14 protein-coding genes are annotated in these 15232 nt (G+C 63.6%); 7 read left to right on the top strand and 7 right to left on the bottom strand.

The window, feature by feature from the left end:
- The first annotated feature begins 126 nt into the window (after positions 1-126).
- The 3 genes from ftsZ to lpxC all read left to right on the top strand — a co-directional run bounded on the left by ftsZ (position 127) and on the right by lpxC (position 3284).
- Positions 127-1323 carry a cell division protein FtsZ gene (gene ftsZ / locus PQR42_RS39385; protein WP_408216427.1) on the top strand — a complete coding sequence of 399 codons (1197 nt, stop codon included), beginning with the start codon at positions 127-129 and terminating at the stop codon, positions 1321-1323.
- Positions 1324-1573: 250 nt separating this feature from the next.
- A complete protein-coding gene (locus PQR42_RS39380; protein ID WP_408391251.1) occupies positions 1574-2077 on the top strand; it encodes a peroxiredoxin in 504 nt (167 codons plus the stop codon).
- Between the two features lie 289 nt (positions 2078-2366).
- The gene (gene lpxC, locus PQR42_RS39375) at positions 2367-3284 is read left to right on the top strand and encodes a UDP-3-O-acyl-N-acetylglucosamine deacetylase (protein ID WP_408216424.1); all 918 of its coding nucleotides are present in this window, start codon (positions 2367-2369) and stop codon (positions 3282-3284) included.
- A 76-nt stretch (positions 3285-3360) separates the two neighbouring features.
- Here the strand turns inward: lpxC and PQR42_RS39370 are convergent, their stop codons facing one another.
- Positions 3361-3846 (bottom strand): DciA family protein, encoded by a 486-nt coding sequence (locus PQR42_RS39370; protein ID WP_408216422.1) that lies wholly within the window; start codon positions 3844-3846, stop codon positions 3361-3363.
- A gap of 290 nt (positions 3847-4136) precedes the next feature.
- On the opposite strand from PQR42_RS39370, the gene secA reads away from it, so the two are divergent.
- The 4 genes from secA (at position 4137) to PQR42_RS39350 (ending at position 9686) form a co-directional block, all read left to right on the top strand.
- Positions 4137-6947: a preprotein translocase subunit SecA gene (gene secA / locus PQR42_RS39365; protein WP_408216420.1), complete on the top strand. Its 2811-nt coding sequence runs from the start codon at positions 4137-4139 to the stop codon at positions 6945-6947.
- A gap of 151 nt (positions 6948-7098) precedes the next feature.
- Complete coding sequence (argJ, locus tag PQR42_RS39360) at positions 7099-8340, top strand: bifunctional glutamate N-acetyltransferase/amino-acid acetyltransferase ArgJ (protein ID WP_408391253.1); 1242 nt, start codon at positions 7099-7101, stop codon at positions 8338-8340.
- A gap of 42 nt (positions 8341-8382) precedes the next feature.
- Entirely contained in the window at positions 8383-9252 is an 870-nt protein-coding gene (locus PQR42_RS39355) for an ATP-binding protein (RefSeq protein ID WP_408216415.1), read from the top strand.
- A gap of 8 nt (positions 9253-9260) precedes the next feature.
- Complete coding sequence (locus tag PQR42_RS39350; protein ID WP_408391256.1) at positions 9261-9686, top strand: NUDIX domain-containing protein; 426 nt, start codon at positions 9261-9263, stop codon at positions 9684-9686.
- A 78-nt stretch (positions 9687-9764) separates the two neighbouring features.
- Here the strand turns inward: PQR42_RS39350 and yacG are convergent, their stop codons facing one another.
- The 6 genes from yacG to PQR42_RS39320 all read right to left on the bottom strand — a co-directional run bounded on the left by yacG (position 9765) and on the right by PQR42_RS39320 (position 15132).
- A complete protein-coding gene (gene yacG / locus PQR42_RS39345) occupies positions 9765-9962 on the bottom strand; it encodes a DNA gyrase inhibitor YacG (RefSeq protein WP_106310901.1) in 198 nt (65 codons plus the stop codon).
- A 123-nt stretch (positions 9963-10085) separates the two neighbouring features.
- Complete coding sequence (gene zapD, locus PQR42_RS39340) at positions 10086-10841, bottom strand: cell division protein ZapD (protein WP_106285174.1); 756 nt, start codon at positions 10839-10841, stop codon at positions 10086-10088.
- Between the two features lie 194 nt (positions 10842-11035).
- Positions 11036-11638, bottom strand: coding sequence for a dephospho-CoA kinase (gene coaE, locus PQR42_RS39335; protein WP_408216409.1), 603 nt, complete (start codon positions 11636-11638; stop codon positions 11036-11038).
- Between the two features lie 3 nt (positions 11639-11641).
- A complete protein-coding gene (locus tag PQR42_RS39330) occupies positions 11642-12583 on the bottom strand; it encodes a prepilin peptidase (RefSeq protein WP_408391304.1) in 942 nt (313 codons plus the stop codon).
- 27 nt (positions 12584-12610) lie between these two features.
- A complete protein-coding gene (locus tag PQR42_RS39325; protein WP_408391259.1) occupies positions 12611-13840 on the bottom strand; it encodes a type II secretion system F family protein in 1230 nt (409 codons plus the stop codon).
- On the bottom strand, positions 13837-15132 hold the full coding sequence (locus PQR42_RS39320; protein ID WP_408391261.1) for a GspE/PulE family protein: 1296 nt from the start codon (positions 15130-15132) through the stop codon (positions 13837-13839). Before PQR42_RS39320 ends, PQR42_RS39325 begins: the two co-directional genes overlap by 4 nt.
- Positions 15133-15232: the final 100 nt, after the last annotated feature.

Genomic DNA, 15232 nt, shown 5'->3' with positions numbered 1-15232 from the left:
CGCTGTACAGAACGGTTTTCAAAAATACGCGCCGGTGCCGGCGGCCGGCGCGCGACAGGGGGTTGCCCGATCTCCTGCCGAATAACGGCCGAGTGGCTGTAAATTTTTTATCTTGACGGAGGCATCATGGATTTCCAAATGCTGGAAACCGAAACGAACGGCACCATCATCAAGGTGGTCGGAGTAGGTGGCGCTGGCGGCAATGCTGTCCAGCACATGATCAACAAAGGCGTGCAAGGCGTCGACTTCATCGTGATGAACACGGACGCGCAGGCTTTGTCGCGTTCGCGCGCCACCGCGGTGATCCAGCTCGGCAACACGGGTCTGGGCGCCGGCGCCAAGCCGGAAATGGGCCGCGCCGCAGCGGAAGAAGCCCGTGAGCGCATCGCCGACGCACTGCGCGGCGCGCACATGGTCTTCATCACGGCCGGCATGGGCGGCGGCACGGGTACGGGCGCAGCGCCCGTGGTCGCGCAGATCGCCAAGGAAATGGGTATTCTGACCGTTGGCGTCGTCAGCAAGCCGTTCGAATTCGAAGGCGGCAAGCGGATGCGCGTGGCAGAAGCCGGTTCGCAGCAACTGGAGGATCACGTCGACTCGCTGATCGTCGTCCTGAACGACAAGCTGTTCGAGGTGATGGGCGATGACGCCGAGATGGACAAGTGCTTCCAGTGCGCAGACGACGTTCTGAACAACGCAGTTGCCGGCATCGCGGAAATCATCAACGTCGACGGTCTGGTGAACGTCGACTTCGAAGACGTGAAGACGGTGATGGGTGAGCAGGGCAAGGCGATGATGGGCACGGCGACGGTTGCCGGTGTCGATCGCGCGCGTCTGGCCGCTGAGCAGGCTGTCGCCAGCCCGCTGCTGGAAGGTGTGGATCTGTCGGGTGCGCGTGGCGTGCTGGTCAACATCACGTCGAGCCGTTCGCTGCGTCTGTCGGAAACGCGCGAAGTGATGAACACCATCAAGAGCTATGCTGCGGAAGACGCGACCGTGATCTTCGGCGCGGTGTACGACGATGCGATGGGCGACGCGCTGCGCGTGACGGTCGTGGCAACGGGTCTGGGTCGTGCGGCGAAGAAGCAGCAATCGGCACCGATGACGCTGCTGCGCACCGGCACCGACAACCAGCCGATCAGCACGATGCAACACGCTGCCTACACGCCGTCGCACGCCAGCACCGCCGACTACGGCGCGCTGGACACGCCGGCAGTGTGGCGCACGTCGCGCGATACGGCCGCATCGCATGTGCAGGCGCTGCAGGAAAAGGGCGTCGACACGTACGACATTCCGGCATTCCTGCGCAAGCAGGCGGACTGAGCGCACGGGCAGGCTTTCGTTACCGCGCTGATTCCGGCGCTGGCGGACGAATGCACGAGCGTGGCGGGTGAACGGCAAACAAGTCGCGTATCGTCAGATCCGCGGCAAGGACGACTGCCCTCTTCGGATTCGCGAAGCGGAGTGGGCGACTGTCGCCGGGCGGCGGAGCATGGAGTGGGGCTCACGCCGGATTTTTCACTGCGACACGACGACGTGCGAGCGTGCTTCGCATCGATGCAAAGGACTGAGCATGATTCAAACAGGTGACAAGCTGCCCGACGCAACGCTCTTCGAGTTGATCGAAGACGAGCGGGCGGGCTGCACGATCGGGCCTAACAGCTTCGACGTGCGCGAACAGACGGCGGGCAAGCGCGTGGTGATCTTCGGATTGCCGGGCGCGTTCACGCCCACCTGTTCGGCCAAACATGTACCGGGTTATGTCGAGCACGCCGAGCAGTTGCGCGCTCTTGGCATCGACGAGATCTGGTGCGTGTCCGTCAACGACGCGTTCGTAATGGGCGCGTGGGGACGCGATCAGCACGCCTCGGGCAAGGTGCGCATGATGGCGGACGGCAGTGCGGCTTTCACGCGAGCGCTCGGTCTCGAGCAGGATTTGTCGGCGCGCGGCATGGGAATCCGTTCCCAGCGCTACGCGATGGTTGTCGACGACGGCGTGGTCAAGACGTTGAACGTCGAGGCTGCCGGCAAATTCGAAGTTAGCGATGCAGGGAGTATTCTCGCTACGTTGAGCTAGGCACGCTGGCGTCGTGGCCTTCGCCACAGGCACGCGCGGTTGGCGCGTTGTGCCGGGGCAACGGTCGATAAGACGCTTTTGTGACAGGCCGTTACGCGGGCCGATGACCGGAAACGCCTCCGTTCCGGGGCATCGGCCCGTCACGCTTTCCCTGACGGGCGCCCAGGGGTAATGCAGCGAAACAGATTGATACGTTCCGCGGAAAGACGCTCCTTAGGGTATTGGAGTATAATTCGTCCTATGGAATAAAAAGTCCCGATTGGGATTTTCAATCGAATAGAAGATCACCATGCTGAAGCAGCGCACTATCAAGCAAATCGTCAAGACAGTCGGCATTGGCCTGCACTCCGGCCGTAAAGTCGAACTGACGCTCCGTCCGGCCGGGCCGGACACGGGCATCGTGTTTTCGCGCGTGGATCTGGCCACGCCGGTGGACATTCCTGCGTCGGCGATGGCGATTGGCGATACGCGTCTGGCTTCCGTGTTGCAGAAGGACGGCGCGCGCGTCTCGACCATCGAGCATCTGATGTCCGCTTGCGCCGGTCTCGGCATCGACAACCTGTATGTCGACGTCACCGCCGAAGAAATCCCGATCATGGACGGCAGCGCCGGTTCGTTCGTGTTTCTGATTCAATCGGCTGGTATTGAAGAGCAGAACGCGGCGAAGAAATTCATCAAGGTCACCAAGCCGGTTGAAATTCGTGACGGCGACAAATTCGCGCGTCTGGACCCTTACTTCGGTTTCAAGCTCAAATTCACGATCGATTTCCGTCACCCGGCTGTAGATAAAACCGGTCAGGCGCTGGAAGTGGATTTTGCCAATACGTCGTACGTGCGCGAAATCGCGCGTGCACGCACCTTCGGTTTTGCGCACGAAGTGGAAATGATGCGCGAACTGGGTCTGGCGCGCGGTGGCAGTATGGACAACGCGATCGTGCTCGACGAGTACCGCATTCTGAACAACGACGGCCTGCGCTACGACGACGAGTTCGTGAAGCACAAGATGCTCGACGCGATCGGCGATCTCTATGTGGTCGGCCATCCGTTGCTGGCGTCGTACAACGCGTACAAGTCGGGCCACGGCCTGAACAACGCGCTGCTACGCGAACTGCTGGCGCACGAGGATTCGTACGAAATCGTCACCTTCGACGACACGCAGAAGGCGCCGCGCGGCTTTGCCTACGAGACGCAGACGGCTTTTGCCTGAGGCCGTCTCTTCGGGTGAAATTTCCGAAGCAAGCGCATGAAAAGTAAGCGGCCCAGTCGGGCCGCTTTTCTTTTGCCTAGCGATTTCTCCGATGCCGGGCCGCCATTTTCGCCAGCGCTTCCTGTAACGGCGACGGCGCCAGCGATTCGCTCAGCGCGTGGAGCGCATCGGCGCCAGCCGGCGTCATGCGCGCCTGTTTGACCGGCGGCGGTTCCTTGACCGCCTGCGGCCGCACGCGAATCCGCAGGGAATTGACCGGCCAGCCGCGTTGCTGCAGATCCGACAGCAGACGTGGCTCCAGATGCCGCAACCGTGCCGCCAGCGCGTTATGGCCGGCAAACAGGGCCAACACGCCTTCCTTGATAAAGCTGGGCTCGACGCTCGTTGCCAGATAGTCCGGCAGCAGCGCCCGCAGATCCTTCTCCAGCGCCGCAATCTGCTCGACGCCCGCGCGCAGGGCCGCGAACGCGTCCGTGCGATTGAGCACCTCGGCGACCGGCTGCGGGCGGCGCGCCTTGAACTGCTGGGGCGGCGGCCTTGAAAAAGAAGGAGAACGGCTCATGTTCGATGGTAGCGGCGTGTTCGCACCCTATGCGCGTTCACGCCGCGATTGTACCGCGCAGGATGCACGTGGGCTCGCCTCAATGCGGACTGTCAGAGCTCGCTGCGGCGGGCTTCGGATGCCCCGCCGCCGTCTCGCTACCGACATAAGCGTGGGCGGGGGCGCGTGCTAAAATGCGCGATTCGAATTCACTCTTGGACTAAGCCGCCGAGGCCCTTCCGACCCCGGAGCGCACGTGCACGAACTGCACGCCGCGACCCAGCCGAAGCCGCGACGCAGACACCGATCCGATGACCACCGGTTTTCTACAGAAGATTTTTGGCAGCCGCAACCAGCGGCTAGTCAAGCAATATCAAAAGACCGTCACGGCGATCAATGCGCTCGAGCCGCAGATCGAGCAATTGACGGACGATCAACTGCGCGCCAAAACGGGTGAATTCCGCCAGCGCGTCGCGAGCGGCGAATCGCTCGACAAGCTCCTGCCGGAAGCCTTCGCGGTGTGCCGCGAGGCCAGCAAGCGGACGCTGAAAATGCGCCACTTCGACGTGCAGCTGATCGGCGGCATGGTTCTGCACTACGGCAAGATCGGCGAAATGCGCACGGGCGAGGGCAAGACGCTCGTCGCCACGCTGCCGGTGTACCTGAACGCGCTGTCGGGCCGCGGCGTGCACGTGGTCACGGTCAACGACTACCTCGCTCAGCGCGACGCCGAATGGATGGCGCGCCTGTACAACTTCCTCGGTCTGTCGGTCGGCATCAATCTGTCGCAGATGGATCATGGCGCGAAGCAGGAAGCCTACGCGGCTGACATCACGTACGGCACCAACAACGAATTCGGCTTTGACTACCTGCGCGATAACATGGTCTATGAGACCGATGCGCGCGTGCAGCGGGCCCTGAATTTCGCGGTGGTCGACGAGGTCGACTCGATCCTGATCGACGAAGCCCGTACGCCGCTGATCATCTCCGGCCAGGCCGAGGATCACACCGAACTCTACGTGCGCATGAATGCGCTGCCGCCGCTGCTCGAGCGCCAGATCGGCGAAGAGAAAGCGGACGGCACCGGCGTCGAAAAGCCGGGCGACTACACGCTGGACGAAAAAGGCCGCCAGGTGTTCCTGACGGAATCGGGCCACGAAAAGGCCGAGCGCCTGCTCGCCGAGTGGGGCCTGATCGGCGAGGGCGAAAGCCTGTATGCGCCGCAAAACATCACGCTGATGCACCACGTGTACGCCGCGCTGCGCGCGCACACGCTGTTCTTCAAGGATCAGCACTACGTCGTGCAGAACGGCGAAGTGGTGATCGTCGACGAATTCACCGGCCGTCTGATGTCGGGCCGCCGCTGGTCGGACGGCCTGCACCAGGCCGTCGAGGCGAAGGAACACGTCAAGATCCAGAGCGAGAACCAGACGCTCGCGTCGATCACGTTCCAGAACTACTTCCGCATGTACGCGAAGCTGTCCGGCATGACCGGCACGGCGGATACGGAAGCGTACGAATTCAACGAGATCTACGGTCTCGAAACGGTCGTGATCCCGACCAACCGTCCGCCCAAGCGGATCGACAAGCAGGATCAGATCTACAAGACCGCCAAGGAACGCTACGACGCGGTGATCCGCGACATCCGCGATTGCTACGAACGCAGTCAGCCGGTGCTGGTCGGCACGACGTCGATCGAAAACTCCGAGTTGCTGTCGCATCTGCTGAAGCAGGCCGGTTTGCCGCACGAAGTGCTGAACGCGAAGCAGCACGCGCGTGAAGCCGAGATCGTCGCCGAAGCCGGCCGTCCGAAGCGCATCACGATCGCCACCAACATGGCCGGTCGCGGTACCGACATCGTGCTCGGCGGCAACGCGGAAAAACAGGCGTCGTTCATCGAACTGGACGAAACGGTCTCCGACGACGACAAGCAACGCCGTATCCAGAAGCTGCACGACGAATGGCAAGCCCTGCACGATCAGGTGAAGGCCGCGGGCGGTCTGCACATCATCGGCACCGAGCGTCACGAATCGCGCCGGATCGACAACCAGTTGCGCGGCCGTGCCGGCCGTCAGGGCGACCCGGGTTCGTCGCGCTTCTATCTGTCACTGGAAGACCCGCTGCTGCGCATTTTCGCCGGCGATCGCGTGCGCGCGATCATGGATCGCCTGAAGATGCCCGAAGGCGAAGCGATCGAGGCGGGCATCGTCTCGCGCTCCATCGAATCGGCGCAGCGCAAGGTGGAAGCGCGCAACTTCGACGTTCGCAAGCAATTGCTCGAATACGACGATGTGTCGAACGATCAGCGCAAGGTGATCTACCAGCAGCGCAATGAATTGCTCGAAGCGAACGACATCACGGAAACGATCGGCGCGATGCGCCAGAGCGTGATCGCCGATATCGTTCACCAGTTCGTGCCGGCAGGCAGCATTGAAGAGCAGTGGGACGTGCCCGAGCTGGAGGAAGTGCTGCGCAACGAATGGCAGCTCGACCTCGCGATCCAGGAAATGATCAACGAGTCGAACTCGATCAGCGCCGACGAGATTCTCGAAGCGGTTGAAGCCGCCGCGGACGAAGCCTACGAAGCGAAGGTCGAACTGGTCGGCCGCGAATCGTTCAGCGCGTTCGAGCGCTCGATCATGCTGCAAACGCTGGACCGTAGCTGGCGCGAACATCTGGCCGCGCTCGATCACCTGCGCCAGGGCATCCATCTGCGCGGCTATGCGCAGAAGAATCCGAAGCAGGAATACAAGCGCGAGGCGTTCGAACTGTTCGCCGCCATGCTCGACGCCGTGAAGCTCGAAGTCACCCGCGTGGTGATGAACGTGCAGATCCAGTCGCCGGAACAGTTGGAACAAGCCGCCGAACAGCTCGAAGAGCAGGGCGGCCACCTCGAAAACGTCGAGTTCCGCCACGCCGAATTCGCCGAAGCCGCCGCAGCAGCGCCGGTTGCCGCGGAAGCGGCCACCGCCGCCATGATCGGCGATGCAATGAGCCACGGCTCGTCGCATACGGCTGCAGCGAACATGAGCGCGGACAACGTGCCGAAGGTCGGCCGTAACGACCCGTGCCCGTGCGGCAGCGGCAAGAAGTACAAGCAGTGCCACGGCAAGATCGTGTAATGCCGAAGGCGGCGCGCTGTGAGGCGCGCCGCGTCGTTTTACGCGGTACCTTGCCTTGATTTCGCGGTGGTCCGGCAGCACGCCCGGGCCATCAGTTTCCGTTTCCCTCGATGCCGGCGCCTGCCGGCATTTTCTTCGACAGGTCGCGACCATGGCTGTCAATTTCCCCTCGATCGATCCCGCTCAACTCCATCCCGTCGCCGGCGTTTCGCTCGGCTGGGCGGAGGCGAATATCCGCAAGCCGAACCGCAAGGACGTGCTCGTCATTTCCGTGGGCGAAGGCGCCACGGTGGGCGGTGTGTTCACGCAGAACCGCTTTTGCGCGGCGCCCGTTACGGTGTGCCGTGAGAATCTGGAGCGCGTGCGTGCCGGCGGCAAGCCGATTCGCGCGCTGGTGATCAACACCGGCAACGCGAATGCGGGCACCGGCGAGCCGGGCCTCGTGGCGGCGCGCGAAACCTGCGCCGAACTCGCGCGTCTCGCGGATATCACGCCGGACCAGGTGCTGCCGTTTTCGACGGGCGTGATCCTCGAGCCACTGCCGGTCGATCGCCTGAAGGCGGGTTTGCCGGCTGCGTTGGCGAACCGCAAGGAAGCGAACTGGTACGACGCCGCGCAAGCGATCATGACCACGGACACGCTGCCCAAGGCCACGTCGCGCCAGGTCACGATCGACGGCCATACGGTCACGCTGACCGGCATCAGCAAGGGCGCGGGCATGATCAAGCCGAACATGGCGACCATGCTCGGCTTCCTCGCGTTCGACGCCACCGTCGCCCAGCCGGTGCTCGACGCGCTGGTCAAGCACGTGGCGGACCGCTCGTTCAACTGCATCACGATCGATGGCGATACGTCGACCAACGATTCGTTCATCCTGATCGCGTCGGGCAAATCGAGCCTGCCGGCAATCACGTCCACCGATTCGCCCGCTTATGCAGCGCTGCGCGACGCGGTGACCGAAGTCGCTCAGACCCTCGCGCAGCTGATCGTGCGCGACGGCGAAGGCGCGACCAAATTCATGACCGTGCAAGTCGAAGGCGGCTCGAGCGTCGGCGAATGCCGCCAGATCGCCTATGCGATCGGCCACTCGCCGCTCGTGAAGACGGCCTTCTATGCATCGGACCCGAATCTCGGCCGCATTCTGGCGGCCATCGGCTATGCCGGCGTGGACGATCTCGACGTCGGCAAGATCGATCTGTATCTGGACGACGTGCTGGTTGCGACTGCCGGTGGCCGCAATCCGGCCTACCGTGAGGAAGACGGCCAACGCGTCATGAAAAAGAGCGAGATCGGCATTCGTGTCGTACTCGGCCGCGGCGATGCGCAAGCCACGATCTGGACTTGCGATCTGTCGCACGACTACGTGAGCATCAACGCCGACTATCGTTCGTAACCAGGTTCATCACGCGGCCTGAAGGCCGCTTATTTCCCAGCCATGGACAAACTCGAACAGTTTCTGACCCGGGCCGAAGCCGTGCTCGTCCGCCTCGAAGCGATGCTTCCGCCCGCCACGCCGGATATCGACTGGTCGGCGGCGGTCGCCTTCCGCTGGCGCAAGCGCCAGGGGCGCGGCTACCTGCAGCCGGTGCCGGCCATCTCGGCGATCACGCTCGACGATCTGCAAAACATCGAACGCCAGAAAGGCTTGATCGAGCAGAACACGCGTCAATTCGTGCACAAGCAACCGGCCAACAACGTGCTGCTGACGGGCGCGCGCGGCACCGGCAAATCGTCGCTGATCAAGGCGTGCCTGAACGCGTACGCGAAAGATGGCCTGCGTCTGATCGAAGTGGATAAGGACGATCTGCACGACCTCGGCGATATCGTCGACCTGATCGCGCAGCGGCCGGAGCGCTTCGTGGTGTTCTGCGACGACCTGTCGTTCGAAGACGGCGAATCGGGTTACAAGGCGCTGAAGGTCGCGCTCGACGGCTCGATCGCCGCGCAATCGGACAACGTGCTGATCTACGCGACGTCGAACCGCCGCCATCTGTTGCCCGAGTACATGAGCGACAACGAGACGTACAAGCACACGTCCGACGGCGAGATTCATCCCGGCGAACTGGTCGAAGAAAAGATCTCGCTGTCCGAGCGTTTCGGGTTGTGGGTCAGCTTCTATCCGTTCAAGCAGGACGACTACCTGTCGATCATCGGCCACTGGCTGCGGCATTTTGGCTGCGACGACGCCGAAGTCGAAGCGGCGCGCGGCGATGCGCTGGTGTGGGCGCTGGAGCGCGGCTCGCGTTCGGGACGTGTTGCGTGGCAGTTCGCACGCGACTGGTCCGGCCGCAAGACCTCAGCATGAGCCTCGGCATGAGTGACGACGTCGAGAAGAACCCCGCCGGGCGCAAGGTGACGGAAGTTGCCGTCGGCGTGCTGGTCCAGCCCGATGGCCGCTATTTGCTGGCGCAGCGCCCGGCAGGCAAGCCGTACGAGGGGTATTGGGAGTTTCCGGGCGGCAAGCTGGAAGAGGGCGAGTCGGTCGAGGCCGCGCTCGCCCGTGAGTTGCACGAGGAGTTGGGTATCGACGTCGAGGCAAGCCATCTCTGGCATACGCTCGAACACGATTACCCGCACGCCTACGTGCGGCTCTTTTTCTGCAAGGTGACGCAGTGGTCCGGCGAGCCGCACGGCCGCGAAGGCCAGGCTTTTGTCTGGCAGACGCTGCCCGCGGACGTCGAGCCGCTGTTGCCGGCGACCATTCCCGTGCTGGAATGGCTCGCAGCCGAAAAGAACTGATCGGAAAACTGCAGGGCGCGCGGTAGCGAGCGCTGCGCTAGCAGCGCCGGTCCGCGTGACCCGGACAGCGGGCCGCGCTCAATGCGGGGTGTAATCCCCGCCGGGCGTCTCGTCCGACGACGCTTCCTGCTCGGACCCGCCGATCTTGTACTTCTCAGCGGCCCAGGCGCCGAGGTCGATCTGCTTGCAGCGATCGGAACAGAAGGGGCGGAAGCGGTTTTCAGGTGTCCAGCGGACGTCCTTTCCGCAAGTGGGGCATTTGACGACAGTAGGCATACGGTCAGGCAATCAATCGCAAACGGAACAAGTAACGAATATAGGGGCATTTCTCGCCGCTTTAAAGGCGCGCCCCTTCGATCCAGATTTACCGGGTGAACGTGACAGGCTTGCGAGCGTGTTTTACAGGCTGCAAAGCGTGAGCTGGAAAGGTACGTCGACATCGACCGCACGCGGACGCAGATCGCCGTCCTGCACCGTGAAGCGCACCCACAGCATGTACTTGTTCGCACTGGCTTCGGGGATCACGCGCAATTCCGGTGCCACCCGTACCTGCATCAATTGATACGAACGGCCGGACAGCATTTGCTGATAGCTGCCCTGCATGGCCATGACTTTGGACGCCTGGCCGGATTCGCGCGCGAGCCGCAGGACGATGATGGCCGCGTCGCGCAGCGGCAGCAGCGGCGTCACCCACTTGGCGATGTCCTGACGGCGCTGATCGGGATGAATCTGCTGCCACGCGTAGTAGGACGGCAAATCGAACTTGCAGGTGCCGCCTGGAATGATCGCGCGGCTGCGGATGCTGGCGAGCCACTCGTTGTCTGCAAGATGCTGGCCGGTCTTGCCTTGCATCTGCGAAAGCCCCGCGAGAGTTTGCTCGATCTCGCCGAGTACGGCCTCAAGCGCATTCTGTTCGATTCCCGGATTGCCGCGAAACGGCGCCAGCGTTTGCCGCTGACGTTCGAGTTCTTTCATCAGATCCGACTTCAGATCCGCGCGGCCCGCAACCTCTGAGATTTCGAACAACGTTGTCAGTGCGACGTGATGTTCCCTGGCGTCTTCCTGAGTCAGAAAGAACGTGAAGCGCTCGAACAGATCTTCGAGGCGCAATAGCGTCCGGATTCGCTCGTTGAAGGGATACTCGTAAAGGATCAAGCGGGCTCGCCTCGGGCGTGGTCGGTGACGGGAATGCAGAACATTCTAATGCCGTGGGACTACCCTAGCAATCACGCACTTTTTCGGCGCGCATTCGCAACTTTTTACACGTGTTTCGGGCGGTTTTCAACGCGCTTTTGGCATGCACATCGCCGCGAAGTTCAACCGGGATTTCCCGAGGTGTCACGTCGCCGTCATGCGCCGGCGAGCGCCAGATACATGCGATGCTGCGCGTCGACTTCCGCTTTTAGCGCGTCGAGTGGCGCCTTGTCGTTGTCGATCACGTCGTCGGCCGCGGCGAGGCGCGCTTCGCGCGTGGCCTGACGGGCGATGATCGCCAGCACCTGTTCGCGACTGAAATTGTTGCGGCTCATCACGCGCGAGATCTGCGTTTCGACGCTGCAGTCCACCGTCAGCACGCGATTCACACGGGTCTTCCACTTGCCGGATTCAACTAGCAGCGGCACCACCACGATCACGTACGGCCCCTGAGCCTCGCGTTGCTCGCGTTCGGTTTCCGCGCGAATCAACGGATGCGTGATGCCTTCGAGGCGTTTGCGCGCGCCGTCGTCGCTGAATACGAGCGAGCGCATGCGCGCGCGGTCGAGTGAGCCGTCAGGGGCGACGAACGCCGCGCCGAACTCGACGGCGATCTGCGGCATGGCGATGCCATGCGGAGCGGTGATGCGATGCGCGATCAGGTCGGTGTCGACGAGCGGCACGCCGTGCGCGGCAAACAGGTCGGCGACAGTCGATTTGCCGCTGCCGATTCCGCCGGTCAATCCCACAGCAAACATGCTTCAGCCTCCCAGAGCCAGATAAAGCGGTGTGCCGAGAAACAACGTCAATGCGCCGCCTGCCGCGAGAAACGGCCCGAACGGCAGCGGCTCTTCAAAGCGCATGCGGCCACGCCATGTTGCCAGCAGGCCGACGACCGCGCCGGCGACCGCTGCGATCAGCACGATCTGCGGCAGCGCCGCCCAGCCAAGCCACGCGCCGAGCGCCGCCAGCAGTTTGAAATCGCCATAACCCATGCCTTCGACGCCGCGTACGAGGAGAAATACCCAATGCACGACCCACAGCACCAGATAGCCGAAGATCGCGCCGAGCACCGCGTCGTGCAGGTTCGTGAACATGCCGTTGAAGTTGACGATGATGCCCGCCCACAGCAACGGCAGGGTCATCGAGTCGGGCAGCAGATGGGTGTCGATGTCGATCGCGCTCATGGCGAGCAGTGCGGCGCACAGTCCGAAGGCGGCGAGCGCCGTGAAGGTCGGGCCGAACAGCGCGAGTGCGCCGGCCGCGAATGCGGCGCTGGCGATTTCGAGCAGCGGATAGCGCAGGCTCACGCGCGCCTTGCAGGCGGAGCAGTGGCCGCGCAGTAGCACGTAGCTCAGCACCGGGAGATTCTCCCACGCGCTCAACGTATGGCCGCAGTGAGGACACGCGCTGCGCGGCACCCACAGGTTGTAGCGCGCCGGCAGGCCGTCTTCTTCCAGCGGTTCGTCGGTGGTCTCGCTGACCTCCGCGCGCCATGCGCGCTCGAGCATGATCGGCAGCCGATGCACGACCACGTTCAGGAAGCTGCCGATCACGAGGCCGAACACAATGGCGAACGTCATTTGCAGCGCGGCGGGCAAGCTGCCGAACGCATCGCCGAGGCCGGTCGCGAAATGGCCGGGCAGCAAGCCCGACAGCAGGCTGGAAGAAGTGTCTGGCACGAGTGGAAGAGTGGCCCGTATAGATTAAGGATGGATTCGGCTGCGATCCTACACCACGTTGCCGAGTTGAATAATGGGAAGATACATCGCGATCACGAGGCCGCCGACCAGCGCGCCGAGCACGATGATGACGAGCGGCTCGCACAGGCTCGACAGCGTGCCGATCTTTTCGTCTACCTGACGATCGGCGAGCGATGCCACGTCGATCAGCATGGTGTCGAGTGCTCCGGACTCCTCGGCAACCGCAATCGGCTGGACGACCTCGGGCGGAAAACAGTGCGCCGCGCGCATCGCGGCGGCGAGCCGCTCGCCGCGCCGCAGCCGCGTGGCGATATCCACGGTGGCGCGGTCGAAGAAGGCGTTGCCGGTGGCGTGAGTCAGCGAATCGAACGCGTCGGCGAGCGGTGTGCCGGCTGATAACAAGGTGCCGAGCGCGCGGCTCCAGCGCGCCGCGCACAACGTGCGCAGCAGCGGACCGGCGACCGGTATTGTCAGCGATATGCGCGCAAAACGGATGCGCGCGGCTTCGGAACGTCGCAGTAGAAACGTCGCTGCAGAACCGGCTGCGAAGATCGTGGCGAACGCCGGTATGCTCCATCGCGCCACACCGGACGACAAGGCCAGCACGAACTGCGTCGGTGCGGGCAGCCTGGCGCCGAAGCCGTCGAATATCTGTTTGAAGGTCGGCACGACCCACACGAGCAATGCCGCGGTGATAGCCATTGCCAGCACGAGGATCGCGACGGGATAGGTCAGTGCCGCGCGCACTTTGGCGCGCTGCGCGGCGGCGCGCTCGCGATCATCGGCGATGCGGGCGAGGACGGCTGAGAGTGCGCCGGCCGCTTCGCCGACTTCAACGAGTTGACAGTACAGCGCGTTGAATTGCGCGGGATGTCGCTGCAATGCTGCCGAGAACCGCAGGCCGCCGGTGATGTCGCGCGCGAGGGCGCCGACGATCCGCGGCATGCCCTGGCGGCGTGAAGCCTGCGCTTGCGCGAGCAAGTCCAGTGCGGGCGCGAGCGGCAGGCCCGCGCGCAGCAGACTGGCGAGTTGCCGGGTGAATAGCGTGATGTCCGCGGCGCGTGCGGTCGGACGCGGTGCCGGTCCGTGCGCCGTGAGTTCGACGACGAACAGATTGTCGCGCTTGAGCACTGAGCGCGCGACGGCCGCATCCGGTGCGATGAGCGCGCCGTTTTTCCGCACGCCGTCGGCATCGACGCCGCGCCATTTGAAACGCATGTCGGAGGCCAGAGGCCGTTGGGTCGTGGCCGCGTTCATGCGACCTCAGTGGCGGCGAGCGCTTCGGCGAGACTGGTGGTGCCATCGCGCACGCGAGCCAATGCCGCGTCGCGCAAGGTGCCTACCTGTTCGGTTTGCGCGAGCCGCGCGAGTTCATGCGTGCCGGCGCTCGCGACGATCAGCTCGCGCATCGCATCGGACACGGGCATCACCTGATGAACGCCGACGCGGCCCCGATAACCGATGCCGTGACACGCAGTGCAGCCGGCCGCGGCGTAAGGCTGCCAGCCGTCGAGTTGATGCTCGCTGAAACCCGCCGCTCGAAGCGCCGCGACCGATTGCGGCGCTGCCACGCGGCACGCGACGCACAGGCGCCGCACCAACCGTTGTGCGGTCACAATCCTCAACGCGGCCGCGAGGTTATACGGCTCGACGCCGATGTCGATCAGGCGCGCGATCGCTGCCGGCGCGTCGTTCGTATGCAAGGTCGACAGGACGAGGTGGCCGGTTTGCGCGGCTTTCACGGCGACGTCCGCGGTCTCTTCGTCGCGGATTTCGCCGACCATGATCACGTCCGGGTCCTGGCGGAGAAATGCGCGCAACGCGACCGCGAAAGTGAGTCCGGCTTTTTCGCGCACGCTGACCTGATTGATGCCGGCCAACTGGATCTCCGCGGGATCTTCCACTGAACAGAGATTGCGCGTTTCGCCGTTGAGCAGATTCAGGAAACAATACAGCGACAACGTCTTGCCGCTTCCAGTGGGACCGGTGACGAGCATGAGGCCGTGCGGCGCGCGAATCGCTGCGTCCACTGTTTCGCGTTGACGCGGGTCGAGGCCGAGCGAGTCGAGTGAGAGATCGGCGGGCAGCGCGTCGAGCCTGCGCAGCACGAGCTTTTCGCCGAACAACGTAGGCAGCGAGTTGACGCGATAGTCTTCAACGCGTCCGGGCGAAGTGGAAATACGAAGCCGGCCGTCTTGCGGCACGCGACGCTCGGCGATATCCATGCGAGCGAGCACCTTCACACGAGTGATGAATGCATCACGCAGATGCGCGGGCGGCGGCGGGATTTCGTGCAGCACGCCGTCGATTCGTAAGCGTATGCGCCAGCCATGTTCCGCTGGTTCGATGTGAAGGTCCGACGCGTTGCGGCGGGTCGCTTCCTGCAATGTGTCGGTTAACAGACGGACGGCGGGAGCGTTGTCGTGGTCAGCGAGATTTGCTGCGCTAACGTCGCGGGAGAATACCGTCGGCTTCGCCTTGACTGCGCTTTCTTGGGCGTTAGCGATGGGACGCGGCGATGCCGCCGCGGGTTGAAAAGAAGCTTGCATGAGAGACCGGTGATGAGCCGCCTGTAGAACACGACGGCTTCATCTTCCGGTAAGGCGGCGGGCGCCGCTACTCAGCCATTCGGCTAATGGCGCGCGCTGC

The sequence above is a fragment of the Paraburkholderia sediminicola genome (assembly GCF_046027355.1).
GTDB classification, from domain to species: Bacteria; Pseudomonadota; Gammaproteobacteria; order Burkholderiales; family Burkholderiaceae; genus Paraburkholderia; species Paraburkholderia sediminicola_B.
The sequence above is the reverse complement of the archived record's forward strand: the minus strand, read 5'-3'. Positions and strand labels throughout refer to the sequence as shown.